29 protein-coding genes are annotated in these 25,555 nt (G+C 70.4%); 8 read left to right on the top strand and 21 right to left on the bottom strand.

Annotated features, from left to right (window positions below; genetic code table 11):
• Nucleotides 1–94: 94 nt before the first annotated feature.
• Nucleotides 95–1,246, top strand: coding sequence for an outer membrane protein assembly factor BamB family protein (locus tag NL115_RS12365; protein WP_254829665.1), 1,152 nt, complete (start codon nt 95–97; stop codon nt 1,244–1,246).
• Nucleotides 1,247–1,269: 23 nt separating this feature from the next.
• Here NL115_RS12365 and NL115_RS12360 read toward each other — a convergent pair whose 3' ends face one another.
• Nucleotides 1,270–3,123, bottom strand: coding sequence for a ribosome biogenesis/translation initiation ATPase RLI (locus tag NL115_RS12360; protein ID WP_254829664.1), 1,854 nt, complete (start codon nt 3,121–3,123; stop codon nt 1,270–1,272).
• On the bottom strand, nt 3,123–3,443 hold the full coding sequence (locus NL115_RS12355; RefSeq protein WP_254829663.1) for an EMC6-like membrane protein: 321 nt from the start codon (nt 3,441–3,443) through the stop codon (nt 3,123–3,125). Before NL115_RS12355 ends, NL115_RS12360 begins: the two co-directional genes overlap by 1 nt.
• Before the next feature lie 204 nt (nt 3,444–3,647).
• Between NL115_RS12355 and NL115_RS12350 the strand changes: the two genes are divergently transcribed.
• The gene (locus tag NL115_RS12350) at nt 3,648–3,923 is read left to right on the top strand and encodes a MarR family transcriptional regulator (protein WP_254829662.1); all 276 of its coding nucleotides are present in this window, start codon (nt 3,648–3,650) and stop codon (nt 3,921–3,923) included.
• Nucleotides 3,924–4,109: 186 nt separating this feature from the next.
• Here NL115_RS12350 and NL115_RS12345 read toward each other — a convergent pair whose 3' ends face one another.
• Nucleotides 4,110–4,271, bottom strand: a complete 162-nt coding sequence (locus NL115_RS12345) for a preprotein translocase subunit Sec61beta (RefSeq protein ID WP_254821249.1) — start codon at nt 4,269–4,271, stop codon at nt 4,110–4,112.
• Between the two features lie 130 nt (nt 4,272–4,401).
• On the opposite strand from NL115_RS12345, the gene NL115_RS12340 reads away from it, so the two are divergent.
• Nucleotides 4,402–4,671: a thioredoxin family protein gene (locus NL115_RS12340; protein ID WP_254821248.1), complete on the top strand. Its 270-nt coding sequence runs from the start codon at nt 4,402–4,404 to the stop codon at nt 4,669–4,671.
• 41 nt (nt 4,672–4,712) lie between these two features.
• Here NL115_RS12340 and NL115_RS12335 read toward each other — a convergent pair whose 3' ends face one another.
• From NL115_RS12335 to larE, 4 genes are all read right to left on the bottom strand, one after another.
• Nucleotides 4,713–5,291, bottom strand: coding sequence for a DUF7090 family protein (locus tag NL115_RS12335; RefSeq protein WP_254829661.1), 579 nt, complete (start codon nt 5,289–5,291; stop codon nt 4,713–4,715).
• A 64-nt stretch (nt 5,292–5,355) separates the two neighbouring features.
• A complete protein-coding gene (locus NL115_RS12330; RefSeq protein WP_254829660.1) occupies nt 5,356–6,174 on the bottom strand; it encodes a mechanosensitive ion channel family protein in 819 nt (272 codons plus the stop codon).
• Complete coding sequence (locus NL115_RS12325) at nt 6,171–7,256, bottom strand: hypothetical protein (RefSeq protein WP_254829659.1); 1,086 nt, start codon at nt 7,254–7,256, stop codon at nt 6,171–6,173. Before NL115_RS12325 ends, NL115_RS12330 begins: the two co-directional genes overlap by 4 nt.
• Before the next feature lie 67 nt (nt 7,257–7,323).
• Entirely contained in the window at nt 7,324–8,253 is a 930-nt protein-coding gene (gene larE / locus NL115_RS12320; RefSeq protein WP_254829658.1) for an ATP-dependent sacrificial sulfur transferase LarE, read from the bottom strand.
• A gap of 245 nt (nt 8,254–8,498) precedes the next feature.
• Here larE and NL115_RS12315 point away from each other — a divergent pair, with 245 nt between their 5' ends.
• Both NL115_RS12315 and NL115_RS12310 read left to right on the top strand, forming a co-directional pair.
• Nucleotides 8,499–9,578, top strand: coding sequence for a S1C family serine protease (locus NL115_RS12315; RefSeq protein WP_254833086.1), 1,080 nt, complete (start codon nt 8,499–8,501; stop codon nt 9,576–9,578).
• A 62-nt stretch (nt 9,579–9,640) separates the two neighbouring features.
• The gene (locus NL115_RS12310; RefSeq protein WP_254829657.1) at nt 9,641–9,820 is read left to right on the top strand and encodes a hypothetical protein; all 180 of its coding nucleotides are present in this window, start codon (nt 9,641–9,643) and stop codon (nt 9,818–9,820) included.
• Nucleotides 9,821–9,837: 17 nt separating this feature from the next.
• Here the strand turns inward: NL115_RS12310 and NL115_RS12305 are convergent, their stop codons facing one another.
• Entirely contained in the window at nt 9,838–10,542 is a 705-nt protein-coding gene (locus NL115_RS12305; protein ID WP_254829656.1) for an SWIM zinc finger family protein, read from the bottom strand.
• Between the two features lie 281 nt (nt 10,543–10,823).
• On the opposite strand from NL115_RS12305, the gene NL115_RS12300 reads away from it, so the two are divergent.
• On the top strand, nt 10,824–11,012 hold the full coding sequence (locus NL115_RS12300) for a DUF7472 family protein (protein ID WP_254821241.1): 189 nt from the start codon (nt 10,824–10,826) through the stop codon (nt 11,010–11,012).
• Nucleotides 11,013–11,090: 78 nt separating this feature from the next.
• Here NL115_RS12300 and NL115_RS12295 read toward each other — a convergent pair whose 3' ends face one another.
• The 8 genes from NL115_RS12295 to NL115_RS12260 all read right to left on the bottom strand — a co-directional run bounded on the left by NL115_RS12295 (nt 11,091) and on the right by NL115_RS12260 (nt 18,435).
• A complete protein-coding gene (locus NL115_RS12295) occupies nt 11,091–11,345 on the bottom strand; it encodes a hypothetical protein (protein WP_254829655.1) in 255 nt (84 codons plus the stop codon).
• A 466-nt stretch (nt 11,346–11,811) separates the two neighbouring features.
• Nucleotides 11,812–12,846 (bottom strand): DNA primase large subunit PriL, encoded by a 1,035-nt coding sequence (locus tag NL115_RS12290; protein WP_254829654.1) that lies wholly within the window; start codon nt 12,844–12,846, stop codon nt 11,812–11,814.
• A gap of 43 nt (nt 12,847–12,889) precedes the next feature.
• Entirely contained in the window at nt 12,890–14,293 is a 1,404-nt protein-coding gene (locus tag NL115_RS12285) for a hypothetical protein (protein ID WP_254829653.1), read from the bottom strand.
• A 59-nt stretch (nt 14,294–14,352) separates the two neighbouring features.
• Nucleotides 14,353–14,967, bottom strand: coding sequence for a PspA-associated protein PspAB (gene pspAB, locus NL115_RS12280; protein ID WP_254829652.1), 615 nt, complete (start codon nt 14,965–14,967; stop codon nt 14,353–14,355).
• A gap of 48 nt (nt 14,968–15,015) precedes the next feature.
• A complete protein-coding gene (locus tag NL115_RS12275) occupies nt 15,016–15,663 on the bottom strand; it encodes a hypothetical protein (protein ID WP_254829651.1) in 648 nt (215 codons plus the stop codon).
• On the bottom strand, nt 15,663–16,901 hold the full coding sequence (locus NL115_RS12270) for a PQQ-binding-like beta-propeller repeat protein (RefSeq protein ID WP_254829650.1): 1,239 nt from the start codon (nt 16,899–16,901) through the stop codon (nt 15,663–15,665). The genes NL115_RS12275 and NL115_RS12270 overlap by 1 nt, the downstream gene beginning before the upstream one ends.
• A gap of 159 nt (nt 16,902–17,060) precedes the next feature.
• Nucleotides 17,061–17,927 carry a zinc metalloprotease HtpX gene (htpX, locus tag NL115_RS12265; protein ID WP_254829649.1) on the bottom strand — a complete coding sequence of 289 codons (867 nt, stop codon included), beginning with the start codon at nt 17,925–17,927 and terminating at the stop codon, nt 17,061–17,063.
• A 70-nt stretch (nt 17,928–17,997) separates the two neighbouring features.
• The gene (locus NL115_RS12260) at nt 17,998–18,435 is read right to left on the bottom strand and encodes a hypothetical protein (RefSeq protein ID WP_254829648.1); all 438 of its coding nucleotides are present in this window, start codon (nt 18,433–18,435) and stop codon (nt 17,998–18,000) included.
• 154 nt (nt 18,436–18,589) lie between these two features.
• On the opposite strand from NL115_RS12260, the gene NL115_RS12255 reads away from it, so the two are divergent.
• Nucleotides 18,590–19,210: a rubrerythrin family protein gene (locus NL115_RS12255; protein WP_254829647.1), complete on the top strand. Its 621-nt coding sequence runs from the start codon at nt 18,590–18,592 to the stop codon at nt 19,208–19,210.
• Nucleotides 19,211–19,219: 9 nt separating this feature from the next.
• Here NL115_RS12255 and NL115_RS12250 read toward each other — a convergent pair whose 3' ends face one another.
• From NL115_RS12250 to NL115_RS12235, 4 genes are all read right to left on the bottom strand, one after another.
• On the bottom strand, nt 19,220–19,840 hold the full coding sequence (locus NL115_RS12250) for a VOC family protein (protein WP_254829646.1): 621 nt from the start codon (nt 19,838–19,840) through the stop codon (nt 19,220–19,222).
• A 76-nt stretch (nt 19,841–19,916) separates the two neighbouring features.
• Nucleotides 19,917–20,321 (bottom strand): TerY-C metal binding domain-containing protein, encoded by a 405-nt coding sequence (locus tag NL115_RS12245; protein ID WP_254829645.1) that lies wholly within the window; start codon nt 20,319–20,321, stop codon nt 19,917–19,919.
• A 111-nt stretch (nt 20,322–20,432) separates the two neighbouring features.
• Nucleotides 20,433–21,089 carry a histidine phosphatase family protein gene (locus NL115_RS12240; protein WP_254829644.1) on the bottom strand — a complete coding sequence of 219 codons (657 nt, stop codon included), beginning with the start codon at nt 21,087–21,089 and terminating at the stop codon, nt 20,433–20,435.
• A 23-nt stretch (nt 21,090–21,112) separates the two neighbouring features.
• Complete coding sequence (locus tag NL115_RS12235) at nt 21,113–21,919, bottom strand: histidine phosphatase family protein (RefSeq protein ID WP_254829643.1); 807 nt, start codon at nt 21,917–21,919, stop codon at nt 21,113–21,115.
• Nucleotides 21,920–22,032: 113 nt separating this feature from the next.
• On the opposite strand from NL115_RS12235, the gene NL115_RS12230 reads away from it, so the two are divergent.
• Entirely contained in the window at nt 22,033–23,724 is a 1,692-nt protein-coding gene (locus tag NL115_RS12230; protein ID WP_254829642.1) for an NADH-quinone oxidoreductase subunit D, read from the top strand.
• A 256-nt stretch (nt 23,725–23,980) separates the two neighbouring features.
• Here NL115_RS12230 and tatC read toward each other — a convergent pair whose 3' ends face one another.
• A complete protein-coding gene (gene tatC / locus NL115_RS12225; RefSeq protein ID WP_254829641.1) occupies nt 23,981–25,522 on the bottom strand; it encodes a twin-arginine translocase subunit TatC in 1,542 nt (513 codons plus the stop codon).
• Nucleotides 25,523–25,555: the final 33 nt, after the last annotated feature.

Genomic DNA, 25,555 nt, shown 5'->3' with positions numbered 1-25,555 from the left:
GCGTAAGCGTTTCGAGAGTCGTGCTCCGCGCCGGCAGGTCCCCCGGCCGAGTGGACGGCAGCACGTTTTTCCCGTTCCGGGGAGGGTGCCACCCATGAGCGGGCCAGGAACGGACGCCCCGGAGGCGGGTGGGACGGAGCAGTGGCGGTTCCGGACGAGCGGGTCACCCGACTCGAGCCCGGTGCTGGCCGGGGACACCATCTATCTCTCGAGCGACCGGCTGTACGCGGTCGACAGACGGACCGGGACCGAGCGCTGGCGGTTCGGGGCCGGCCGGCCGATGCGTCCGTCACCGACGGTCCGTGATGACACCGTCTACGTCACCAGCAACGACGGACACCTGTACGCGGTGGACGCGTCCGACGGGACGGAACGGTGGCGCATCCAAATCGGGGAGTGGCCGGGATTCTCCCCGGCGGTGGATCGAGAACTCGTCTACGTCGGCAGCAGCGACGGGAACCTGTACGCAATCGACCGGCAGAGTGGGGAGACGCGGTGGCAGTACGGGACGGACGGGGAGGTGTTCCCGTCACCAGCGGTAGCGGGCGGGACAGTCTACTTCGGCAGCTGGGACGGACGGCTCTACGCCGTGGATGCCGAGACCGGAGCGGAGCGATGGCGGTTCCGGACGGGCGACGATGTCGGACCTCCCGCCGTCGTCGAAGGAACCGTCTACGTCGGGAGCGAAGACGGGCACCTGTACGCGGTGGATGCCGCCACGGGGGCCGGGGACTGGGAGTTCGAGACGGGGGACGGGATCATCAGTCGGCCGCTGGTGAGCGGTGATGTGGTCTATGTCGGTCGGGCCAACGGATATCCGAACCGCGGAGCCCTGTTCGCGGTGAACCGGAAAGACGGGACCTGTCGCTGGCAGCACGAGGTGGCGGACTCAGTCAAATGTACCCCCGCACTCGCCGAGGGGACCGTCTACTTCGGGTGCCGAGACGGGAACCTGTACGCGCTCGACGCGGACACTGGCACCGAACGGTGGCGATTCGAGACCGGTGACAGGGTGTTCTCCGACCCGACGGTCGCCGACGGCACCGTCTACATCGCGAGCCGGGACGGGAACCTGTACGCGGTGACGGCGACCGGAGCGGAGCCGTCCGCGGACGCTGGCTCGGCCGGCGATGCCGACCCGGTTGAGGAAGCAAGCGACAACGAGTGTCCGTCGTGTGGCTCCGAGGTCACACCATCGAGCGGCCCGCCGTTCTGTCCAGAGTGTGGGATGCGACTCGACGGCTGAACGAACGGCGTCGAACGAGTCGGCTACTCCTCGTCCAGCTCCTCGGCATCCTCCGGCGCGTAGTAGTACTCGCCCTGCTTCTTCTGCTTGCGGTCGAGTTGCGAGCCGGGCTTGTTGATGCGCGGGCGGCCCGTGTTCTGGTCGCGGCGGAAGGTCACGTCGAGGTTGGCGAGGAACTGGTTCATCCCCTCGCGCATCCCGACCGGTTCGCCGGCGTGGCCGTGTTCGGCCGGCTCGCCGTCGAACACCTGCAGGCGGTCGGCCAGCAGGTCGATCATGTAGATGTCGTGGTCGATGACCATCGCCGTCGCGTCGTGGTTCTCGGTGTAGCGCCGGATGGCGCTGGTGGCCTGCACCCGCTGTTCGACGTCGAGGAAGGCGGAGGGCTCGTCCAGCAGGTAGAGGTCGGCGTCCTTCGAGAGGCAGGCCGCGATGGCGACGCGCTGGCGCTCCCCGCCCGAGAGGTCCGTGAGCTGTTGCTCCATGATGCGCTCCAGTTGCAGGGGCTGGGCGATTTCGGTGTTCCAGTACGAGGACCCGAAGTCGTCCGTGATGGAGGCGAGGAACGAGTCGACCCGCATCGGCTGGTCGATCTCGATGTACTGGGGCTTGTAGGCGATGTCGAGGCGCGTGTCCACCTCGCCCGCCGTCGGCTCCAGCCGGCCGGTCAGTAGTTCCGCGAACGTCGACTTCCCGATGCCGTTCGGGCCGACGATGCCGAGAACCTCGTTGTTGCGTATCTCGCCGGCTTCGACCTCGAGCGTGAACTCGCCCTCGCCGTAGGACTTGGTGAGTTCGGGATACTCGATGAGGACATCGCCGCGGGCGCTCTGCCGGGGCGCGTGCTCCTCGAAGCGGATGGGCGACTGCCGGATGCGCATGTTCTCAGCCTCGAGGTAGCCATCGAGGTACTCGTTGATGCCGTTGCGCGTCGATTTGGGCGTCGTGACGACACCGAACGCCCCGGGCTCACCGTAGGTGACGTGGACCGTGTCGGCCACGAGGTCGAGGATAGCGAGGTCGTGTTCGATGACCATCATCGAGCGGTCCTCCGCCTCGGCGAGTTCCCGAATCAGGCGAGCCGCCGTCACCCGCTGGCCGATGTCGAGGTACGGCGTTATCTCGTCGATGAAGTAGAAGTCCGCGTCGCGGACCAGCGCGGCCGCGAGCGCGACGCGCTGGAGTTCGCCGCCGGACAGCGTATCGATGTCCTGGTCGACGACGCCCGCGATGCCCAGGCGCTCGGTGATCTCGTCGGCGACGCCGCGCTCGTCGACGCCGTCCAGCAGTTCCGAGGTCTTCCCGTCGAACTGGTCGGGGATACGGTCGACGTACTGGGGCTTGCGTGCCACGTCGAGCTTCCCGTCCCGGAGGTCCTCGAGGTAGTCCTGTAAGGCGGTCCCGCGGTACTCGTCGAGGACGGACTCCCACGAGGGCTCGTCCTCGTGGTCGCCGAGGTTGGGGGTTATCTCGCCCGCCAGGATGCGGACGGCCGTCGACTTCCCGATACCGTTCGGCCCCAGCACACCGGTCACGCGGCCCTCCTGCGGGGCGGGGAGGCCGTACAGCCCGAACGCGTTCTCCCCGTAGCGGTGGGCCGGGGACTCCTCCAGTTCTCCGGGGAGGTTGATGATCTCGATGGCGTCGAACGGACACTTGTTCACACAGATGCCACACGACTCGCCCAGGCAGATCTCCTCGGAGATGGATATCTGGTCGGCCCCGCCCTCGTACGGCTCGTCACCGTGGCGCTCCTCGCGCGTGACGATACACTCCTTTCCGGTGCGGTTGGGCGGGCAGTAGTTGGCACACTCGTAGTTGCAGCGGTCGGGCTGGCACCGGTCCAGGTCCACGACCGCGATACTGTCCTCGGCCATTACAGCGACGCCCCCGAGGTGAGCAGGACACCCCAGCTGACGAACCAGAACGCGAACGTCATGAAGACGACGTAGAGAACGTCTTTGGCCCCGAAATCGTCAACATCGAGCTGGAGGAGGCCGACGGTGTCGATGCCCTGCAGGACGGCGAACTGGGCGAACGTGAAGCCGACGAGCACGAACAGCGCGCTCCGGTCGGTCGCGCCCGTCGCGATGGTGGTCGACACCAGCGCGGCCGCGATGCCCGCGAGGGCCGCGAGTGTCGTCACCGTCACGCCGCGCAGGTGCGCGGTCCGACGGTCGACCGTGTCGGTTGCCATACCTCGTCTCGTCTGCCCGCGGGCAAAAGCGGTTCGCTCCGTCCGCCGACCCGACCACGCGATGGCGCCACAGACCGGCTCCGACATCCGTGTGGTAACCCTCGTGCCACCGGGTCGGCCCATGCCGTTCTCCCCGTTTCCGGGCGGCACGCGCCTCGATGCCTCAATCTTTATACGGATGGCACGCGTCAGTAGGAGGTACAGATGGCAGAATCCGACGCGGAGGAACTCTCGGACCTTCCGCCGAGCGCGAAGCTCGTTTTCAAGGTGCTCGAGTACAACGGGCCCATGACCCAGAAGGGCATCGTCGAGGAGTCGATGCTGTCGGCCCGGACGGTCCGCTACGCGCTCGAACGACTCGAGGAGATAGACACGGTCGAGGAGGACGTCTACTTCGCCGACGCCCGGCAGAACCTCTACGAGATCGTCCAGCCCGAGACCGAGGGCGAACCCGAGGCCCCCGCAGCAGCCGACGACTAGCCCGAGAACCGATCCGGCAGCGGTTCTCTCTCCCCGTTCTCCACCCGTCGAGCGGCGCATCTCTTCGTGGGCGCTGGCTCTCCGTTGGACGTGGTAGTGCGACCCGTTCGCGCTCGCTGGTCCGACCGTTCGTGCACGGCGGCACGGCTGGCGGGAGTGGAGAGAATCGGAGACGATGCGGTCCGGTCAGGCGACCGCGTTCAGGACCTGGATGAGAACGCCGAAGAGGACGCCGAAGGCGACCACCGTCTTGGGGTCGATGGTCGGTGCGTTGCGGTCCTCGGAGTCGAAGTACCGGACCAGCCCGGCACTGGACATCAGGCCGCCGGAGTTCTGTCCGCTGCTCATACCCACCTGTGGGCGAGCGCCGTGCCTAAGCCTTTCGGCCTGTCGGGAACGCCCAGGCGTGGCGGCATGAACCGGCGGCACCCCCCGGCTGGGAAATCCTTATGCGCGAGGCTCGGCAATCAGCGGTAGCATGACTGTCAACCTGTACGACTTCCACGCGGACTGGTGTGGCCCCTGCAAGACACAGGACCCCATCCTCGACGAGCTGAAGGAGGACTGGGGCGACCGGTTCGACCTCGAGAAGGTCAACGTCGACGAGGAACAGGACGTCGCCAACGAGTACCAGGTCCGCTCGCTGCCGACGCTCATCATCGAGAACGACGACGGCATCGTCGAGCGGTTCGTCGGCGTCACCCAGCGCGACGACATCGAGGACGCGCTGGAGCGCGCCGGCGCCTGAACCGGCCCTCTTCTGTGCCGGCCGCCGGCCGGCGAGCGCCCTCAGAACTCGCAGGTGACCGTCCCGTCGGCCGTGAGTGTGACGACCCCGTCGAACAGCTCGCGGTACCCCTCGACGACGGCCTCGTCGTGGACCTCCTCGGCGAGGTGGAACAGGCCGACGGCGTCGTGCTCGGCGAGCAGTGCGAGGACGTCCTCGACGGCGCCGCGGGCGCGGTCCTCGTCGGCGTAGTACGCCAGCTCCGTGATGGAGTCGAAGCTGATGCGGAGCTTGCCGTCGTGGGTGTCGAGAAACTCGCGGACGACCTCCACGATGCCGTCCAGGTCGTCGGGCGCACCGACGTAGTGGAAGTTGCTCGCCGAGCGCCGCGAGTAGCCCCGCTCGACCGAGAGCGTATCGAGGATGACGGCGTTCTCCTCGTCGACGCCGTAGTACTCCAGTTTCTGCTGGACCTCGCGTGCGGTGGTCCGGGTGGAGACGACCAGCAGGTGGTCGGTGTCCGTCTTCAGGAAGTCCGTGTCGATGCGGTCGGTTTCGCCCGTGCTCGGGTGGACCAGCAACACGCCGGTCCCGCCGGGAATCGTGTCCGGCGCGCCCTCGATGGCCAACTCGTAGTCCATACCGTGGGGGCGCGTGGGAACATCTTAAATCCCGTGCGGGGACGGCCGCCGCCGACGTGGGCCCCTACGCCTCGTCGGGCGCGAACCGGGGGCGCTCGATGCCGGCCGCGTCGAACTCCGCCAGCGCCCGCCGGGTCACATCCGAGGTGAACGGGAACTCGTCGCGCAGGTCCGCGACGTACGCCTTCCCCCTGATGGTCGTGTAGTGGGGCCCATCCTCGACGATGACGGTCACGGGATGCTCGCCGGAGAGCCGGACGTACGGCGAGGTGAGCGCGGCCTCGCGGACGATGTCGACGGCGCGTTCGTGGTCGGCGGTCGGGGCGACGTGGACCTCGGCGACCGCCAGCATCTCCGCGGCGCCGGCGTTGGCGTTCGCCACGGAATCGCCGAAGATTGCCAGGTTCGGCACCACGACCTCCGTGTCGTCCGGGGTCACGAGCCGGGTCGCGCGCAGTCCCACGTCGGTCACCTCGCCGTAGTGTTCGCCGAGACCGACCTTGTCGCCGACGCGGTAGGGCCGCTCGAAGACGACCACCAGCCCGCCGATGACGCTGGCGAACAGGTCCTTGATGCCGAAGCCGAGCGCGGCCCCGAGCAGGCCGCCGGCGGCGACGAGTTCCGTCGAACCGAGCTGGAAGATGCCGCCCAGGATGGAGGCGGTGGCCACCGCGTAGATGACGAACCGGGCCAGTGGGATGAACACCTTCACCGCGATACGGCGGTCGCCCGCACGCTCGGCGACGAACGACAGGCCCGCGGCGACGAGCCGCGCCAGCACGTACGCGACCACCAGCACCAGCACCGCCTGGGTGACGGTCCCGGCGTCGACCCGGAGGCCGGCGAGCGGGTTCGTCTGCGCGACCGGTACGAACCCCGTCACGGTATCCGCCTCCCGTCGGTCAGGGCGACGGCGTCCGGGACGGCCGCGGGCCGCAATGCGACCGCCGTATCGGTCGTCGTCACGTAGCCCCGGCGTTCGAGGCGTCCGAGCAGGCGGTCGGCATCCCCGACGCTCTCGGCGACGACCTCGCGCGGGAGCCGTTCGGCCGCGAGAACGAGCCGACAGCAGAACGCGGTCGGACGGTCGAGGCCAGCGTCGTCGGCACCCGAGGGTGTGCCCGCGCCCGCAGTGCCGCGGTCGCGCTGGTCACGCTCGCGCTCGCGGGCCCGCTCGCTCGTGCGCTCGACCGGCGTCTGCAACGCCGTCGGGTCGACCGCGGCGTGGTCGGCATCCCCGACACAGTCGTCCCAGAGCGCCCGCGCGACGCCCGGGTTCCCGTCGGACAGCGTCGTCAGCCGCCGGATGACCGCGGCCTCGGGGTCCTCCTCGGCGTCGCGGTGGTCGAGAGCATCCGTGTCGACGACCGGGACGGGGATCTCCCGTTCACCGAGGCCCGGAATCGAGTAGACCCGTCGGTCGATTCCGAGGAGACCCCGCGCCTCCTCCGGTGGGGCACGGAAGGTAATGCTGGGCGACCAGTGCCGGACGAGCGCACCCAGCACCTCCCGGTCGACCGCCGGGACCGCGACCCCCTCGAACGCCTCGTCGATGTCCACGGCGTGCAGGAGGTACGACCAGGCGTGCTGGTTCCAGCCCGTCACGGTCGGGCCCTCGGCCCGGGCGCCCCGCTCGAGGAGCGTCTCGAGCGTCCCGAACCCACCGACCGTCCGCTGGTACGAGTGGTGGGCATCGGCCAGCACCGTCGGGCCGTCGAGCGCCGGCAGGCCCGCACCCGGCACCAGCCGCTCGTGGGTCGCGTCGAGCCGGTCGGCGACGCGCTCGAGCACCCGGCCGCGGCCGCCGAACGGGGCCCCGACGACGGCCACCGGGTCGCCCGCCGCGGCGAGTTCGACCGCCTCCTCGACGGCCGGTTCGAGCGGGTCACCGGCGGCCACCAGCGCGTCCCAGAGTTCGTCGCCGGGGCGGTCCGCCCTCGTCCCCGACGCCGCGTCCGCATCCATACCCGACGGTCGGCGGACGCACCCGTAAAGGGCGGTGGTCAGAACGGTCGGGAGGAGAGCGGCGCGGTCAGTCGTCCCCGGTCGGGTACTCGGCGTCCAGCACGTCGGCCTCGCTGGGAAGTCCGTCGTCGGCGTCGGCCCCCGTCTCGCCCTCGGGCGAGACGCTGCCGGTCTCGTAGCCCGCGAGGTCCAGCGTGACGTGGTCGAAGCCCGCGTCGCGAAGGTGGTCGCGGGCGGCGGCCGCGAAGTCGGTGTCGAGCGCGTACTCCAGTTCGTCGGCGCGGACCTCGATGCGCGCGAGGCCGTCGTGGTCGCGCACGCGGAACTGCTCGAAGCCCCACGTCCGGAGGAGGCGTTCGGCCTTCTCCACGCGCGAGAGGCGCTCCTCGGTCACCTCGAGTCCGGTCGGGATACGGGAGGAGAGACACGCCATCGAGGGCTTGTCCGCGACCGAGAGGTCGTACTCCCGGGCGATGGCGCGAACGTTCTCCTTGTCGATATCGTGGGCCAGCAGCGGGGAGTAGGCGTCCATCTCCTCGACCGCGCGGAGGCCGGGGCGGTGGCCCTCGCCGGGGTCCGAGGCGTTCGTCCCGTCGCAGACGGTGTCGATGTCGAGTTCGCGGGCCCGCTCGAACATGGCGCCCAGGCGCATCGTCCGGCAGTGGTAGCAGCGGTCGCCGCCGTTCTCGACGAAGTTCGGGTCGTCGAGTTCGGAGAAGGTGACCTCCTCGTGGCGGATACCGATCTCCTCGGCGACGCGGCGGGCGTCGTCGAGTTCCTCGGCGGGGAGGGTCTCGCTCCGGGCGGTACAGGCGACCGCATCGTCGCCGAGGGCGTCGTGGGCCAGCGCGGCCACGACGGCGGAGTCGACACCCCCCGAGAACGCGACGAGGACGCCGTCCAGCTCGGCCAGCGACTCGCGGACGGCCGCCGCCCGCTCGCGGACCGAGGGGTCGAGCGACTCCTCCGCCGGGTCGGCAGCAGCGTCGTCGGTCATCGTCGGAACGAGGGCGAGCGCAAGCAAAAGCGCACGGGTCAGCAGCCGTGCCCGTGCACGGACTGCCGACCGAGCCGGCGTCCCGGGTCGGCCCCGTCCGTGCCCGATGGCGGTGGGTCTTTGGCCGGGGCGGCCGAATCCGGCGTGTGAACGACGGCAACGACGGTCGTGGTGACGGTACGGGAGCCAGCCCGGGGGGGCGGACCAGCGGTGAGGGCAGCGTGCCCCGCTCCCGGCGGGCGTTCCTGCTCGGTGCAGCCGGGACAGCGGCGGCGCTGGCCGGCTGTTCGACCGGGTTCGTCGGGAGTACCACCGACCAGCCCGACGGCGCGACCGACACGCCGACCGACGCGTCGGGGGGCGGCCCCGGTTCGACAGGCGAGGGGGCGAGTCCGTACACCGCGGCGTACGAGGCGACGGTATCGAGCGTCGCGGTCATCCGGGCGTACGGCCCGGACGGGCGCGCCGGGCAGGGCTCGGGCTTCGTCTACGACGGGCACGTCGTCACCAACCAGCACGTCGTCGAGGGGGGCGAGACGTTCGAGGTGGGCTTCGCCGAGCAGGACTGGCGCGAGGGAGAGGTGGTCGGCGCCGACGTCTACTCCGACCTCGCCGTCATCAGCGTCGACTCGTTCCCCGACTACGCGACCCCGCTCTCGTTCGTCGAGCGCGAACCACCGGTCGGGACGGAGGTCATCGCCGTGGGTGCGCCGTTCGGTCTCGGCCAGTCCGTCTCGGCGGGCATCGTCAGCGGTATCGACCGCTCGCTCCCGGCCGCGAACGACTTCGTCATCCCGGACGCGGTCCAGACGGACGCCGCCGCCAACCCCGGCAACAGCGGCGGCCCGCTCGTCGACCTGGACGCGAACGTGGTCGGCGTGGTCAACTCCGGCGGGGGCGACAACATCGCGTTCGCCGTCAGCGCCGCGCTCTCGAAGCGCGTGCTGCCCGCGCTCGTGGAGTCCGGCGAGTACACGCACTCGTTCATGGGCGTCGGGCTCCGGCCGGTGACGCCCGTGCTCGCCGAGGGGAACGACCTGCCGGCCGTGAAGGGTGCCTACGTCGCCAGCGTCCGCGACGACAGCCCGGCGACCGGTGTCCTCCGCGGGTCGGACGGCTCGAAGACGGTCAACAACGTCGAGGTCCCCACCGGCGGCGATGTCATCCGCCGGCTGGACGACACGCCCATCGAGACGCTGAACGACCTCTCCATCCACCTCGCGCTGGAGACGAGTCCCGGCGACGAACTCGCGGTCGGCATCATCCGCGATGGGGAGGAACGGACCGTCTCGCTGACGCTGGGGGAGCGGCCGACCCCCGAGTGACTCGGCGAAGTCTCGACCGTCCGGGCGAAACGCACTCGGCAGCGCGACGGCTACGCCGTGGTGTGCCAGGCGTCCCGGACTCGTTCCACTGTGACACGTGCGACCGCGACGTGGCTGCCGAGGCCGCCACGCGGACCGAGACCATCGGCGGCCTCGACCCCGAGAAGTGGCAGAGCTTCTGCTGTCCGGACTGTGGTCGCAAACTGAAGACCGTCTTCGTCGGGCTCGAGGGCGAGGAGTAGGCTCGTGGGGCGCCGCCTCAGGCGTCGCCGACGCCCGCGTCGACCAGCGCCGCGTCGCGGGGCAGGAGCCGCGAGTGCGGGAACGAGTAGCGCCGGCGCTCGGTCAGGGGTTCGTTGCCGCCGAACGGGTACACCACCTCGACCACGGGGTCGTCGGCGGGGTAGCCGTCGTTCGTCTCGTAGTCCGCGACGGAGCGGCCCGTCCCGTCGACCGCGACCGCGTCGGCGCGCTCGTCGGTCACCCGGACGACGAGGACGGCGTCGCCCGTCTCGCGGTCGGTCGCGAGGTCGCCCGGCTCCAGCCGGCAGGCCCGGCAGAACGCGGGCCCGTCCTCGGGGACGAACGCCGCGCGCTCGCAGCCCCGGCAGGTCCCCCGAATCTTTCCGGGGGCCGGAACCTGTCCCCGCGTCACCTCGATAGCCACCCGGCGGAGGTGCTTGCAGGACTCGCCCCGGATGCGGTGGTCCGGGCAGGTGCAGTCGCTCTCGGGCAGGTCGACGACGTAGGTACGCCCCTCGCTGTTCTCGACCTCGTAGCGACCCTCGCCCAGCGCCGTCACCGCCATCGGCTCCGTCCACGCGCGGGCCGAGCGCCCGTCCAGCCGACTCGTGTCGGGAGCGAGGGCGTGCGGCCGCCGGGGGTCGCCGGTCCGACGATGGCCGCCGCTGTCCCCACCGGCCCGAGTGGTCGACCCACCCCCATCGGCGGTGGTGTCGGTCACGTGCTCGAGTACCGGACGCTCACGCGGGGGTGATACCCCCCTTCGTTTCCACTGCGATTCATCCGATGACGCGGCTGTGTGTTCTGTGTGCGTCATAAGTGCGATCACTTCTGTCTCCATCCGAAACGAGGGTTTCTATCGGCATAAGACCCGCGCTAGCGTGGTGGAAGTGAAACACGCCGACAGCGCGGCCGCTCCGCCCGGCGAGCGCGACCGGGCGGCACCGGCATCTCGGGAGCGCCTTCGAAGCCCTTTTTAATTGACCGGCGGAACGCCGCTGTATGGCCCCCGACAGGGAGACGATAGTCGAGATTCTCGTCGCCGTCGCCGCCGTCGCGCTGTTCGCCGCCGGAATCGTCGCTGTCGGGATGTCCTCCGGCAAGAACATCGACGGCCTCATGCTGGTCGGCGCCATCGCCGCCTTCGTCCTCGTGATGGCCGGCGTCGGGACCGCGTTCGCGTACAGGTGAGTCTCCTTCACACCCAGCATCTCTTTTCTGCCCATTTCCCCCCATAGTTCACGTTTCGATAGTTAATTGGATATTTTGTCATATATCTGCGAATATGCCGATAGGCTCGGCGGTAACAGTTGAAATCGAAATCGTGGCGCGGTCGGTGAGAAAACCACCACTGACGCTTCTCACGATGGCTGCGACTACAGCGACGGCGGAACCAGAGACCGACAACGACGGAATCGGATACCCCGCCCGCTCTCCCTGCGACAGCAGCGACGACCGCGATGGAACCCTGTTGAAAGCCCCCGCCGGCTCGACGTTCCGGGGCTCGCTTCGCTCCTCGCTCACTACGTTCGCTGCGGTGCTTACGTCGCCCGGGAACGGTCGAGCCGGGCGGCCCCTTTCAGTCCCGCCCTGTGGCCAGTTGGGCCGAGCGTTCGGGCGTGGTGGTTCCAGCGGAGCACTAGTGTCCCCAGACCTCCCCGCGCCGGCGCCGAGAGCGGCTCACCACGCTCGCTAGCGCTCGCGGGTTCGCCAGTGAGGGCGCCCGCGCGCTTCCTGTTTGCGGAACCGGCCGGCCGAGCAACCGACCCCCGGCCGGGAGCGCGTGCCGAGCGGCTTGCCCGCGAGTGCCGCGCGACCCGGGGAAGAGCAGGGACGCCGCGCCTGTGACATATACAATCCCCTGGCGGAATCGAAGGGCGAGCGCTCTCGACCCGGCCCCGAGGAGCGCAGCGAGTCGCGGCCGGTCGAGAGCGCGAGGGCTTCGTAGACGGTCCGGCCGTCGCTGCCGTCACGGAAAAACGCCTGCCGCTCAGTCCGCGGAGACTTCCTCCTCGCCGTCCTCGGTCCGCCGCGCGTAGTAGGAGAGCGGGTGGACGATCTCGGCACAGAGGTCGTCCTTGTTCACGCAGTCCCCGTAGGCCTGCATCGTCGCGCAGGACGGCGGCGCGAAGGCGACCCCGCGGTCGTCGCGGAGCCTGTCGAGCTGGTAGCGGACCCGCTCGGGGTCGTCGAAGCCACAGACGGCCGTGATGTCGTGCGCGTCCAGTTCCTCGAACGCGGCGAGGAACCCGACGAGCGCGAACCGGGAGTTGTCGGGCAGGTCCTCCCCGTCCCGGGCGCGGTCGATGAGCGCGTCCACGCAGGGGGGGAGCGCCTCGACCTCGAACTCCGCGAACGAGCGCGGTGGGTCCGCGTCCGCGACCGCCGTCCGCAGGCGGCCTACCTCCTCGCTCAGCGCGTCGGCGATGGGGTCGGGCACGTTCAGCGGGAGGCCGTCGGCAACCCGCTCGCGGACAGCCTCGCGCAGGAGCGTCTCCAGCTCGTCGCTCGTGACGGGGACCGTCCCGTCGCGTAGCGTCCGCCGGACGAGCCGCCAGTGTTCCCCGTCGAGGCCGCTACTCAGGCGCAGGTACGCGGTGACGGCGACCTCGAACCGGCCGTCGCCCGTCGGCCGCACGTCGCCCGAGAGGTCGAAATCCGCCAGCAGTTGCTGGAGCGACAGCGTCTCGCCGCCGCTCTGGAGCGAGCGCTCCTCCTGGAAGTCGGTGGTGAAGCGGCGCTGGGCGAGCGCGGCCTCCGCGCGGGCGTACTTCTCGGTCGCGCCGGGCGCATCGACCAGCGAGACGAGCACGCGCGCGACCGGGTACGAGAGCAGTTCCGGGCGCGCGCTCAGGCGCTCCTCGCTCTCGGCGGTCCCCTCGAGCAGTGCGCGGCGCACCCGCTCGACGCCGCGCTCGACCGCCGGGCCGCCCTCCTGCACGAGGGCGACGAGGTCCACGTCCGCCGCCTCCACGGCCTCGCGGGCGGCGGACAGGAACGGGTAGCGCGCGTGGAGCCGTTGCACGGACGCTCGGTGTGGAGCCGTCCTATTGAACGCGACGGTCCGCTCACCCCGCGTCGGCCTCGCGGTACCGGATGGTGCGGTCGGTCGCCGCCGGCTCCGGGTCGAAGGTGTACGCCGACGGCGGCCGCTCGAACGACAGCGGGAGGCCGGTCCGGCGTTCGCCCGCCTCGACCGGCAGTGTCAGGGGTATCGCCGCATCGTCCGAGTCGACGGGCGCTGCCAGCGCCCGGAAGACGCCCGCGCGGGTCCCCACGTTCTCGACGGTGAGTTCGAGCGCGGTCCCGTCGGCTCCATCCGAAACGAACGCCGCCGCCCGCAGTCGGAACGCGGCCGGCTTCGCGAGGTGCTCCGCCACCTCGTTCGGGAGTATCCAGTGTGCGCCGTCGGCATGGAGTTCGGCCGACCGGAGGCGCTGGAACGCCAGATCGACCGCCGCGACCAGCCGGCCGGGATTCGGCCGCCGGACCCGCTCGGCGGGTAGCGGCTCGCCCTCCAGTCGCACGGTCGGTGTCGAGAGCCCCCCGGTCGCGCCCGTGAACGAGCAGACGAGGTACTGCCGGTCGGTGTCGTGCTGGACGGTGAGCCCCGCCCCGTCGTGCGAGCGGAACACGGCCTCCTGCACGCCTGCAGCCGTGAGCGTCACGTCGCCCACACCGGGCACCGGAACGGGCTCGCCGACCGAGCCCTCCGGGTCCGGCCCGTGGTCGATGACGCGGTCGTCGGGCCCGAGGTCGGCGACATCGACCGCTGCCGGCGGCCGGTCGAACGACAGCACGTCCTCGGTCGTCGTCTCGTCGGCGGGGACCTCCAGGCTGATGGGGTCCCCGCCGTCGTCGACTTGCCGGGAGTTCGCGACGGCCCGCCAGATGCCGTCCCGGTCACCGTCGTTCCCGATGGTCAGGGAGAGCGCGGCACCGTCGCCACGTGCGACCAGGTCGGCCTCGCGGACCCGGAAGCGCGGCCGGCGTGCGAGGCTTTCGGTCACCGACCCCGGGAGGGCCCAGCGGACGCCGTTCAGCGCCACGGTCGCACGACCGACCGCCCGAACCGGAACCCGCGCGACGAACGGCTCGGCGCCACGGGTCCGGAACCGTTCGACCGGCACGGCCTCGCCGTCGAGTCGGAGCGTCGGCGGCGGGTAGTACTCCTCGCCGCGGTGCTGGAGGTCGAACAGCAGGAACTGCACGCCCGCCTGCTGCCGGAGCCGAAGCCCTGCCGCCTCGCTGTCGAAGACGGCCTCCTGCACGCGGGGGTCCTGCAACACGAAGGTCCCGGCGTCGCCGACAGTCACGACCTCGCCCGGGCGGTACGGGGCGGGCGCGGCAGTGTCGGTCGCCGGCCGCTCGCCGACGGAGCCCGGCGTGCCACGCGAGCCCCCGAACCCGCTACAGCCAGCCAGTCCGGCCAGCCCGCCCGCGAGACAGGCGAGCGCGCGGCGGCGGCGCATGCGACCGGGCGCGGACGCCCGCGGCAAGTGTCTTGCCCCGGCTCACCCGACTCGAAAACTCACTCCCACGGATGCCGCCCACCGTCGGGCCACAGCGGGTACCAGTACTCCTTCTCGGGTTCGACCTCGAGTTCGCCGTCCAACACCGTCTCCAGTTTGAACTCCGCGCGCTCGACGCGCTCCTTCCGGCCGTCGGTGTCGGGGACGAACGGGTAGTACGCGCCCCGGCGGAAGGAGTAGAGCCAGTACGCGGTGTAGTCCTCGTCGGGCTGCTCGAACGCGAAGACGGCCGCCAGCAGCCGCGACCCGAACCCCCGCTCGACCAGCTCGTCGGCTGCGAAGTGGACGCTCGTCACGAGGTCCTCGGGGTCGTCGTCGTGCAGTACCACCCACTCGTACCCCTTCCCGTCGGTGCGCACGTCGAACGCCGTCCCCGTCTCCTCCTCGCCCGCAGCGAGGATATCCTCGATGGCCCGGACGGCGGCCGTGAAATCGGTCGAGTCGACGCCGGAGAAGCAGAGCGCGGCGTCGCCGGTCGAGCGATAGTCGAGGTCGGCCTCCATCGTCACGTACGCGGTGGACATCCCGAACAGGTCGTCCGGGTTCGCCGAGCGGGTGGCGTCGGCCTCCGCGCGCATCCCCAGCGCCTCGCGGAGCGTGTCGAGGAGTCCCATCTTGGCGCCCGGATACGCCACCCCGACGCTTCAGTCGTCCGGTGACGATCACCCCTCCGGCGTGGCCGTTGGGGTCCGCTCCGGGTGGCTCTCCGCGGCGCGGACGTACTGCTCCGGACAGGTCCAGTGGGCTCGCTCGGCCGCGTCGCTCCCTTCGGGGTGGTCGGTCGTGCAGAGCTCGCGCTGTTCGGCGCGGTTCACCGTGCGCTCGACGGTGGTCGGGTCCCCGCCCAGCCGCCGGCCCCGGTACGTCTTCGCCGACTCCACGTGGACCGTCGCCGGCAGCGACCCCGCGAACGCGATGGTCGCGCGGTACACGTCGGATGCCAGGTCCATCGAACAGGTGTCGACGCCGTCGCGCTCGGTCGGCGCCAGCCGGACGAACAGCCGGTCGGCGTCGCCGTCGTAGCGGACCGTCTGGATTCCGGGCCGGGAGCATGTCGACGACCCGTACTGCATCAGCCCGGTGACGTGGACCGCACTCGCGGCCCCGTCCCAGGCTACCCGGACCCGGCGGACCCGGCGGTTCCGACGGGACTCGTGGAACCGGATGGACTGGCGCTCGACCGGCCCCGGCCCGGACTCGGTGACCCAGGGGCCCTCGGATGCCACGTCCTCCTCCCAGTACCCGGCACAGCCCGCGAGCCCAGTCCCGACAATCGCGCCGAGACCTGCGAGCAGGTCACGCCGGCGCATCAGGCCCCACCCCCATGGCCGAGGGCGTGGACGACGCCACGTCGCGTGGTCGCGTACGCCCGCCCACCCGCGACTGCGATGCCCGTGACACCGCTCCCGGTCGAGAACTCCCAGCGCCGCTCGCCGCTCACCCGGTCGAGCGCGTACACCATCGTGTCCCTGCCGCCGATGTACACCATCCCCTCGGTCACGGCGGGCGTGCCGGTGACGGCGTTCCAGGCCCGGAACGACCAGCGCTCCTCGCCCGTCTCGGCGTCGAGCGAACGGACGCGGCCGTCCGCGAACCCGGCGTAGACGGTGCCGTCAGCGACGACGGGGCGGGAGCCGGCCGCGGACTCGCCGGGTGCAGCCGGCGGCCGCTCCTCGGGCGTGAACCGCCACAGTTCGCGCCCCTCCGCCGCCGAGCGGGCGTGGAGCCGGCCGGCCGTGTCTGCGATGTACACCGTGCCGCCGGCGACGACCGGCGAGCGTGCGAACCCGTGCTCGCGGTCCTCACCGCTGGCCTGCTCGGCCGCGGTCGGTGGGGCCGGGGGTGGGTCGGCAGACCACCGCTCCTCGCCGCTCTCGGGAGCCAGCGCCGTGACCCGCCCCTCGATATTCAGGAACAGCGTGCCGTCGCTGACCGCCGGGAGGCCGACACCCGGGTCGGTCCGGTAGCGCCACCGGAACGCCCCGTCGGCGGCCCGCAGCGCGATGATGACCGACTGGCTCATGTTCCCGGTCCAGACGTACGCCGTCCCGTCGGCAACGGTCACGGCGGCGTTCGGACCCGGGAGCGCGTGGGCCCACTCTCGGCTCCCGTCCGCAATCGAGAGGCCGTACAGCGTCTCGCCGCCACGGACGAGGACGACGTCCCCGGCAACGGCCGTCACCTCGTTGTACGGGGTCCGACGGCCACCGGGGACGGCGGTCCCGGTGGGGGTCGGCTGGACCTGCCAGCGCGGCTCACCGGTGGCCACATCGAGCGGTCGTCGGGCGCTCGGCGGGAGGACGAGGCCGCCGGCCACCAGCGGCGCGGTGCCCGGCCCAGGTGCCTCGTGACGCCACAGTTCCCGTCCGGTCCGCGGACCCCGCTCGGCGACGAACCCGGTGTTCCCGGCGTCGGCGCCCGGCTGGGGCCAGGTGCCACCACCGGCGCGAGCGCCGCCGTCCGCTCCCCGAAGGGCCGCCGTGCCGGCCGCCAGGCCGGTCGCACCCACCCCGAGCGCCGTCAGAAAGCGTCGACGTGTCGGTCGCATGGTCCACAGCACGCGACCGCTCCGACATATGTCTTCCCCCGAAACTGAACACATAATCAGATTATTCGTTCTATAAGTCTACAATTTTCCAATTATATTCGAATTGGCCCATATAAAAAGGCCTTTTCCAGATAACCGAACGCGTCGACAGCCACCCGGTCAGGTCTCCATCTCCCGCTCCAGGTCTCGGAGCGCCTCCACCCGCTTCTCCGTGGGCGGGTGCGTGCTGAACAGCCGGCCGACCACGCCCGAGCGGATGGGGATGATGAAGAACGCGTTCATCTCGGCCTGGTCGCGGAGGTCCTCGCTGGGTACCCGGTCCATCGAGCCGTCGATGGTCAGGAGCGCCGACGCGAGCGCCGCGGGCTTGCCGGTGATGGCGGCCCCGCCGCGGTCGGCGGCGAACTCCCGGTACCGCGAGAGCGCCCGGATGAGGACGTACGAGAGTATCCAGACCACGAGCGAGGCGAGTATGGCCACGAACACCTGCCCGTTGCGGTTCCGGCCGCCGCCGAAGTAGATGCCGAACCGCACGACGAGGAACGCGATGGTCGAGAGGAACGAGGCGATGGTCATCACCATCACGTCACGGTTCTTGATGTGGGCCAGTTCGTGGGCCATCACCCCCTCGAGTTCCTCCTCGTCGAGGCGCTGCATGATGCCCGTCGTCACGCAGACGGCGCTGGACTTCTGCGAGCGACCCGTCGCGAAGGCGTTCGGGACGCGGCTGTCGGCGACAGCCACCTTCGGCTTCGGGAGGTCGGCCTGCTGGGAGAGCCGGGTCACCATCGCGTGCAGTTCCGGGTACTCCTCCTCGCTGACCTCCTTGGCGCCCATCGAGTAGAGCGCGAGTTTGTCGCTGAAGAAGAACTGACCGAGCGAGAACAGGGCCATGAACCCGACGATGGCGAACAGCCCCACGTCGAGCGCCGCGAGCACGCCGACGAAGACGATGTAGAGGACGAACAGCAGGAACATCGTGAGGAACATCCGTCCTCGCAGTCCCCAGTCGGTCTTCCAGTCCATACCTGCGGGTAGGTCGCGGGTGACTATAACCCCCGTCGTCGGTGAGCGGGCCGCCCGACCCCGAGGCTGCTCACCCCCGCAGCACCCACCCGAACAGGTACGGCGCCACCAGCAACGTCAGCGGGACGGCGATCCACACCTGCCCGGCGAGCACGTCGTACTGGCCGAGCGTCACGCTCACGGGCGTTCCCTCGGCGTAGCCGACGAGGAACTCGAAGCCGACGGTCAGGAGCGTCCAGCCGGCGCCGACGGTGGCCAGCTCGGCCCGTGAGTACTCGGTCCCGGTCCGGGTGAAGTACAGCGCCGAGACGGCGAGGATGGCACCCACGAGCAGCCCGGTGCTGAGGACGTGTCCCGCGTACTCGCCGATGCGGGGGACGAGGACGAGTTCGCGGAAGATACCGTTCGCGACGGCGAGGCCGGCCATCACGCCCCAGAGCCCGAACGGAGCGCGCAGCCCGGAGAGGCGGATCGAGCGGTCGGCAGTGGGGTTGGCGTTCATCATCATCACGGCTAGAGAGACGCTCTGACCCGAGATATAGCGGGCATCTGATTCCCGGGGTCGGGGAGTCGGAAGGCCCATCTCCGACGGGAACCGGGTGGCGACCGCGACGACCACGACGACCGACCAGCATAAACCGCAGGCCGCCGAACGGCCGCGCATGACTCCGGAGGATTTCGTGCCGGCGGTTCGCGAAGCGAACAAGACCGAGCTCTCCCGTCTGGGCTCCTCGAAGGCGCTGTACGCGCTCACCGCGGGCGAGATGGAACCCGACGCCGTGCTGACGGCGATGGCCGACGACCACGCCGCCGCCGCCGAGACGTACGAGGGGTGGGGAGCAGCCGACAGCGATGTGAGCGGCTTCTTCGCGGGGGCAGCCGAGGCCGAGCAGGAGGCCTACGAGGTGGTCGCAGGGGAACTCGACGCGCACGACCCGGGCGAGGCGCCCGACCTGTACGCGGCGATGGAGGGCGCCGGGACGCCGGTCGAGCGCCTGGGCGCGTTCGTCGGTCGAACGCTCGTCGCGAAGGCACACCGCTCGCAGGCGACCGGCTTCTTCACCGGCCAGGCCGACCCGACGACAGCCAGCACCTTCCGGGGGCTGGGGAACGACCTCGATGACCACCTTGCCGACGGTGTCGAACTCCTCGACATCCTCACCGACGACGCCGACGACTGGGAGCAGGCCGAAGCGGCGGCGAACGAGGTCATCGGCGCGGCCTACGACGACTACTTCTCGACGCTGGAGGAACTGGGCGTCAACCCGAAGCCCGTCTGCTGAGCGGGCCGGTTACTCCACGCCGCCGACGCCGCTCTCGGCCTCGGGCAGGTCGTACTGCTCGACGTCGAGTCCGAGTTCCTCGATGGCGGCCGCGAGGTGCTCGTCCTTCGCGTAGTCGGCACCGTCCTCGACCCGCAGCCGCTGGGCCGTCGCCAGCACCTCGCCCCGGCGGTCGTCGGGGATGTCGTACTTGTCCGCCGACAGCTCGATGACGAGGCCGTTGTTGTCGGTGGTGTACAGCGAGTGGAAGATGCCGCGGTCGAAGACGTTGTAGCGCTTGCCGGCCTCGTCCAGCGCGTCCATCACGTCCTCGTACCGCTCGGGGTCGAGCGAGAAGCAGAGATGGTGAACCCCGCCGGTCTGCGTCCGCTGGCCGCCCTGGTTCGACGCCCGGTCGCCGACGAAGACGGTGAGGATGCGGCCGTCCCCGGTGTCGAAGAACAGGTGTGTCTGCGAGGGGTCGTCGAGGTTCGGCTGCCGGAGCACGAGCGGCATCCCCAGCAGGTCTCGGTAGAACGCCAGGGTATCCGCCTCGTTCGAGCCCCAGATGGTGACATGGTCGGTGCCGGTGGTGTGGAACGGTGCGTCGGGCAACTCGGCAGTGACCTCCGGGTCGTCGGTGTCGCTCATACGCCCGCCTACGCCGCGGGGACACATGAGGTCTCGCGGGCACGGTCGTCACCCGGTGGCACCCGTGTCGGGGGGCTCACCGCTTCGAGAGCCCGCCCACGTCGTCCGTCTTCGAGGGCCGGCCGTCGTCGTCACGGCCGACGCCCTCCAGTTCCTCGATATCGCCCCGGATGACGGTCCGCTCCTCACACCACGGACAGACGACCGCGTCGGAGCCGTCGTAACAGCCGAGGTGCCCGCAGCCACCACACCGGAAGAACAGCAGCTCGCCACAGTCCGGGCACCCGTCGTAGGTCGTTCCCGAGCGGAACTCGCCCTGGATACGGCGGCCGGCGTCGGGGATGCCGACGCCGTTGCCGCTTCCGTCGGCTGACGTGGCCTCCGTCGCGACCCAGCCATCCCCGCGGGTCTCGAACTGGATAGTGAACGGGGCCGTCGTCTCGCGGCACCGTGCCGGGACGTCCACGGAATCGTCGACCATGGGCGAGGGGTGCGGCTGCAGGAACAAAGCATCCACCCATTCCGGGTCGCACGGCCCGTGGCGGTGCGATGGACCCGCACCCGGGGCGCCGGGGGCCTCCGGGCGGGTAGCTCAGTCCGCCCACTCGGTCACGTTCTCCCGGACCACCGTCACGGCGTCGGCGGTGTCCGCGACCGACGCGTCCGGCGGATGCTCCAGCACGGTGATACCACAGTTGGCCATCGAGTGTTCGAGGAAGGCATCGCGCACGTCGAGTCGTTTCACGTGGCCAAGCACGAAGTGGATGGGGCCGCCGTGAGTGACGACGAGCACGGTCTCGTTCTCTCCCGCTCGCTCCAGCAGGTCGGTCCACGCCTCCAGCGTGCGGTCGCGGAGGTCGAGCAGCGACTCGCCACCCTCGGGGGTCTCGGCCGCGGCCTGTACGGCGGCCTCGCCGAGTCCGAACTCCGGGAACCGGTCGTACATGTCCGCGTAGGAGAGTCCCTGGTAGACGCCGAGGTCGCGCTCGCGCCACGCCGGCGTGTAGCGGACGCGGTCGCCACCTGGGTCGATACCGAGCGGTTCGCACAGGCGCGTGGTCGTCTCGCGGGTGCGAAGCAGGTCCGAGCAGACCGCCCGGTCCACGTCGTACGTTCCGGCGAGGTACTCGCCGGCGGCGACGGCCTGTTCGCGTCCCAGTTCGTTCAGCGGTACCGGCGCCCACCCCTGCATCCGACCCTCGCTGTTCCAGTCCGTCTGCCCGTGCCGGACGACGACCGCCGTGGTCATACGACGGCTTCGGGCAGGTGGCCCTATTCGTGTTCCGTCTCGCTCGCCTCGCCGCCCTCGGCCGGTGTCGCCGCGCCGTCCCTCCGGTCGGTCACCCGCTCCTCGACCGCGGCGGTCGTCTCGAGCGCCCCGTCGCCGCTCGCGCCCTCGTCCGTCGACTCCCCGTCCCGGCCGGCCGGGTGGCGGTCGTCGTGCGGGACGATGGGGTCGTGCAGCGGTTCGGCGTCCCGAACCACGTCGACCGCGATGCCGTCGTCGGTCCGGTCGACCCGGAGTTCGGCGAGGGCGGTGTTCTCGGGCCAGCCCTCGCTCATCGCGGTCTCGAAGTCCTGCCCGCGGACGTGCGCGAGCAGCAGGAAGAGCGGGCCGCCGTGGGTCACGACCAGAACCGTTTCGTCCGGGTCGCCACCCGCCACGAGGGCGTCCCAGCCGTCGAGGACACGCTCCCGGGCGTCGACGAGCGACTCCCCGTTCGGCGGTGTCGCCCGTGCGCCCGCAGCCCCGGAGGCGAGCAGCGAGTACTCGGGGTGCCCCTCGAACACCGCCTCCACGGTGAGTCCCTGAAGGTCGCCGAAGGAGCGCTCGCGCCACCGCCGGTCGAAGGAGGGGTCGAGGCCGAGACTGGCCAGCAACTCGACGGTCGTCTCGCGCGTCCGGCGGAGGTCCGAGGCGACGATGCGGTCGACCGCGTACGCGTCGGCGATAGCCGCGCCGGCACGGCGGGCCTGCTCGCGACCACGCTCGGTCAGGGGCGTCGGCGCCCACCCCTGCATCCGACCCTCGCGGTTCCACGTCGTCTCCCCGTGCCGGAGCAACAGGACGGTCGTCACTACCGGACGGACGGGCGGGGCGAGTATGAGCGTGGCGGGATGACAGAGTGGTACTTGAGGAGGCTAGTGTGTTCGTGTCAACGGCCACGGGGACGGCGCCACACGCCTCATCCATGCAGCGAGAGTCGGGGGGCGCCCTCCAGGAGTCCGCCACGACCGAGCAGCCACGAGAACCGGACGGACCAGCCGACCGCGACCCGGCCGCCGTCGCCGCCGACGCGCTGGGAGACCGTATCGTCGGGCGCGAGACACACCGCAACTGCGAGGCGTTCGTCGTGCGCGCGGACGCCGTCGCCGACGCGCTCGCGCGCCTGCGAGCCGCCGGGTTCGACCACTGCGCCTGCGTCACCGCACAGGAGTACGACGACCGCTTCGAGACGGTCTACCACCTCCGGAGCTACGACGACCCCACGTTCGAGACGGCGCTCGTCGTCCCGACGCGCCACGACGGGCCCGTCAGCGAGTCCGGCGCGAGCGTCTTCGACACCGCCGACTGGCACGAGCGCGAGGCCTACGACCTGTTCGGCATCGAGTACGACGACCACCCCGACCTGCGGCGCATCCTGCTCCCCGAAACCTGGCAGGGCCACCCGCTCCGCGAGGACTACGACCGGGAGCAGCCCCAGGTCGTCACACTCCGCGAGCACGTGAACCCGCTGCAGGACGACGAGCGCGCCGGCGACACGATGTTCCTCAACATCGGCCCGCACCACCCCTCCACGCACGGCGTGCTCCACCTCGGCGTGACGCTGGACGGGGAGACGGTCGCCGACGTGGAGCCGGATATCGGCTACATCCACCGGTGCGAGGAGCAGATGTGCGAGCAGGGGACCTACCGCCACCAGATCATGCCGTACCCCGACCGCTGGGACTGGCTCTCCTCCGGGTTGCTGAACGAGTGGGCGTACGCCCGAACCGCGGAAGACCTGGCGGACATCGAGGTGCCCGACTACGCCCAGGTCATCCGGACGATGGGGGCCGAACTCTCACGGCTGGCCAACCACTTCATCGCCATCGGGACGTACGCGCTGGACATCTTCGGCGAGTTCACGGCCATCTTCATGTACGCGATGCAGGACCGCGAGACCGTGCTCAACCGGCTGGAGGATCTCACGGGCCAGCGGATGATGTTCAACTACCTCCGGCTGGGTGGCGTCGCGTGGGACATCCCGGAGCCCCGGGAGGAGTTCTTCGACGACGTCCTGGCGTTCCTCGGGGAGCTCCCGGCGAAGCTCGAGGAGTACCACGACCTGATGACCAGCAACGAGATCTTCCAGCTGCGGTGTGTCGACACCGGCCACCTCGACCCCGAGACCGCGAAGTCGTACGGCTGCACCGGTCCGGTCGCCCGCGGGTCGGGCATCGACTACGATCTCCGGCGCGACGACCCCTACGGCTACTACCCCGAGCTGGACTGGGACGTCGTCACCGAGCCGGACGGGGACAACTACGCGCGCGTCCTCGTCCGGCTCCGCGAGCTGGAGGAGTCGGCGAAGATCATCGAGCAGTGCATCGACCTGTTGCGCGACTGGCCGGAGGCCGAGCGCGAGATCCAGGCCAACGTCCCCCGGACCATCAAGCCGGAGCCGGACACGGAGGTGTACCAGGCCGTCGAGGCCGCGAAGGGCGAACTCGGCATCTATATCCGCAGCGACGGCACCGATACCCCGGCCCGGTTCAAGATCCGGTCGCCGTGCTTCTCCAACCTGCAGGCGCTCCCGGAGATGAGCGAGGGCGAGTTCGTCCCAGACCTCGTGGCGACGCTGGGAAGCCTGGACACCATCATGGGCGAAGTGGACAGATAACCGTCAAACACCATCTTTCCCGGATTGTTCGCGGCTCCGTGCAGATATCTGCGCCACAGCGTCGACGGAAGTCTCGCAGCATGTACCGCGATTGACTCTCCGGGCACAGCCGCCAGCGCGCGCCCGTTCGGTTGAGGTCGCACGCACCGGCCGAGCGGGCGAGGGCTTCCAACAGAACTCCGTCGCAGTCGCCGCTGCCCTTACACTCGGCATTGCCTTGACACGAGAACGCCGGGGAACCGGAACGTCGGTCACCCTACTCCCGCCCGGTCCACTTCGCCAGCAGCAGCGTCCCCTCGAAGAGGACGATCATGGTCGCGGCGACGATGATGGGCGCCATCCCGGTCGGGTCCGGGCTGAACAGGAACGCGAGGCCGGCGAACGCGCCCCAGAAGTACAGCCGCTTGCGCGCCATCCACCGCCGGGTGACCAGCCCCATCATCAGCGCGAGGCTGACGAACAGGGGAATCTGGAAGATGATGGCGAACCCGCCAAGCATCAGGACCATCAGGTCGAACGTCTCGGTCAGGCCGAACGCGATGACCGTCGCGTCCTGGGAGTAGAAGACGAAGTAGGTGAAGATGGCCGGCAGCACCAGCAGGTGCGCGAAGGCGATGCCGGCCGCGGCGAGAACGAGACTGGTCGGGACGCTGGCGAGGTAGTAGCGGCGCTCCTTCGGGTAGAGGCCCGGTCGCATGAACAGGTACGTCTCGTAGACGAACACGGGGAGCGACACCACGAGTCCCGCGAGCGAAGCCATCTTCAGCCGCGCGAAGATGAGCGCGAGCGGGTTGTAGACGCGGGCACAGGCCGCACCGCCGTTCGCGATGCTGGGGTTGGCCGGGCACTGCGAGAGCTGGCCGGGCAGGTAGGAGAACCAGAGGAAGTTGATGATGCGCTCGGCGAACGGGAAGACGATGGCCGAGACCACCGCCAGCACGACGATGACGACGCCCAGCCGCCGGACCATCTCCTCGATGTGGTCGGCCAGTGGCATCTCCTGGTCGCTGGCCGGGCCGTCACCGAAGTCGTCCTCGACGGTCGTCGTCGAGGTCGGGTCGGCGTATCCGCCGTCCGACTCGGGCTGTCCGGTGGCCCCGCCCACCACGTCCTCGGTCTCGACCGAGGAGTCGGGCGTGTTCGGGTTCGCGGGATAGGCCTCGACCGCCTCGTCGTCGGCGTCGTAGTCGGGGACCTCCGTCTCCACGTCGGGGAACGGGTCCTCCCACTCCTCGTCGTCCGCCGGGCCCCACTGGGCCTCGGGGTCGCCTGCCGGCTCGAGGTCCGACTGCGACACCGGCTCCTGCTCGGGCGACGGTTCGGGCGTCTCGGTCTCGTCGGCCTCGTCGTCCTCCTCCGGACCCGGCGAGACGACCTCGTTCTCGAGCGAGCGCTCCGCCGCATCGTCCGTGACGATGCGCTCCCCAGCGTCGGCCGCCGGGTCCGTGTCGGCAGCCACGTCATCCGCGTCCGCACCCGCATCGTCCGCCACGTCGCCCCCGTACGGACCGTCGCTGACGGCCTCGTCCGCTGCCGCGGCCGGGTCAGCCTCGGACGAGGGGGAGTGGTCGCCGACCTCGTCCGTGGGGCCGTCTTCCAGCTCGTAGGCTCCCTCGTCGGCATCATCTGGTTCGGAGTGGACCTCGTCCGTGGAGCTGTCCTCGGAGTCAGAGAGTTCCTCGTGAGGGTCCTCGTCGCCGGAGCCGTCGCTCTCGGATTCGTCGACGGCTTCGGACGCGTCCTCGGCCGGCTCGTCGGTTTCGTCCGACGACCGCCGGTCCGACCCCTCGTCGTCCATCACCCGAGTGTGCGGTCCATGCGCTTGTAAGCC

It is taken from the genome of Haloglomus salinum, from assembly GCF_024298825.1.
In the GTDB taxonomy this organism is placed as follows: Archaea; Halobacteriota; Halobacteria; order Halobacteriales; family Haloarculaceae; genus Haloglomus; species Haloglomus salinum.
Note: the sequence above shows the minus strand (reverse complement) of the source record. Positions and strands in the feature narration are given on the sequence as shown.

What these genes read in the sequence shown, in the direction of transcription:
- NL115_RS12365 (WP_254829665.1), top strand. Translation starts at nt 95, where the DNA reads ATGAGCGGGCCAGGAACGGACGCCCCGGAGGCGGGTGGGACGGAGCAG.
- NL115_RS12360 (WP_254829664.1), bottom strand. Translation starts at nt 3,123, where the DNA reads ATGGCCGAGGACAGTATCGCGGTCGTGGACCTGGACCGGTGCCAGCCC.
- NL115_RS12355 (WP_254829663.1), bottom strand. Translation starts at nt 3,443, where the DNA reads ATGGCAACCGACACGGTCGACCGTCGGACCGCGCACCTGCGCGGCGTG.
- NL115_RS12350 (WP_254829662.1), top strand. Translation starts at nt 3,648, where the DNA reads ATGGCAGAATCCGACGCGGAGGAACTCTCGGACCTTCCGCCGAGCGCG.
- NL115_RS12345 (WP_254821249.1), bottom strand. Translation starts at nt 4,271, where the DNA reads ATGAGCAGCGGACAGAACTCCGGCGGCCTGATGTCCAGTGCCGGGCTG.
- NL115_RS12340 (WP_254821248.1), top strand. Translation starts at nt 4,402, where the DNA reads ATGACTGTCAACCTGTACGACTTCCACGCGGACTGGTGTGGCCCCTGC.
- NL115_RS12335 (WP_254829661.1), bottom strand. Translation starts at nt 5,291, where the DNA reads ATGGACTACGAGTTGGCCATCGAGGGCGCGCCGGACACGATTCCCGGC.
- NL115_RS12325 (WP_254829659.1), bottom strand. Translation starts at nt 7,256, where the DNA reads ATGGATGCGGACGCGGCGTCGGGGACGAGGGCGGACCGCCCCGGCGAC.
- larE (WP_254829658.1), bottom strand. Translation starts at nt 8,253, where the DNA reads ATGACCGACGACGCTGCTGCCGACCCGGCGGAGGAGTCGCTCGACCCC.
- NL115_RS12300 (WP_254821241.1), top strand. Translation starts at nt 10,824, where the DNA reads ATGGCCCCCGACAGGGAGACGATAGTCGAGATTCTCGTCGCCGTCGCC.
- NL115_RS12285 (WP_254829653.1), bottom strand. Translation starts at nt 14,293, where the DNA reads ATGCGCCGCCGCCGCGCGCTCGCCTGTCTCGCGGGCGGGCTGGCCGGA.
- pspAB (WP_254829652.1), bottom strand. Translation starts at nt 14,967, where the DNA reads ATGGGACTCCTCGACACGCTCCGCGAGGCGCTGGGGATGCGCGCGGAG.
- NL115_RS12275 (WP_254829651.1), bottom strand. Translation starts at nt 15,663, where the DNA reads ATGCGCCGGCGTGACCTGCTCGCAGGTCTCGGCGCGATTGTCGGGACT.
- NL115_RS12270 (WP_254829650.1), bottom strand. Translation starts at nt 16,901, where the DNA reads ATGCGACCGACACGTCGACGCTTTCTGACGGCGCTCGGGGTGGGTGCG.
- htpX (WP_254829649.1), bottom strand. Translation starts at nt 17,927, where the DNA reads ATGGACTGGAAGACCGACTGGGGACTGCGAGGACGGATGTTCCTCACG.
- NL115_RS12260 (WP_254829648.1), bottom strand. Translation starts at nt 18,435, where the DNA reads ATGATGATGAACGCCAACCCCACTGCCGACCGCTCGATCCGCCTCTCC.
- NL115_RS12255 (WP_254829647.1), top strand. Translation starts at nt 18,590, where the DNA reads ATGACTCCGGAGGATTTCGTGCCGGCGGTTCGCGAAGCGAACAAGACC.
- NL115_RS12250 (WP_254829646.1), bottom strand. Translation starts at nt 19,840, where the DNA reads ATGAGCGACACCGACGACCCGGAGGTCACTGCCGAGTTGCCCGACGCA.
- NL115_RS12245 (WP_254829645.1), bottom strand. Translation starts at nt 20,321, where the DNA reads ATGGTCGACGATTCCGTGGACGTCCCGGCACGGTGCCGCGAGACGACG.
- NL115_RS12240 (WP_254829644.1), bottom strand. Translation starts at nt 21,089, where the DNA reads ATGACCACGGCGGTCGTCGTCCGGCACGGGCAGACGGACTGGAACAGC.
- NL115_RS12230 (WP_254829642.1), top strand. Translation starts at nt 22,033, where the DNA reads ATGCAGCGAGAGTCGGGGGGCGCCCTCCAGGAGTCCGCCACGACCGAG.
- tatC (WP_254829641.1), bottom strand. Translation starts at nt 25,522, where the DNA reads ATGGACGACGAGGGGTCGGACCGGCGGTCGTCGGACGAAACCGACGAG.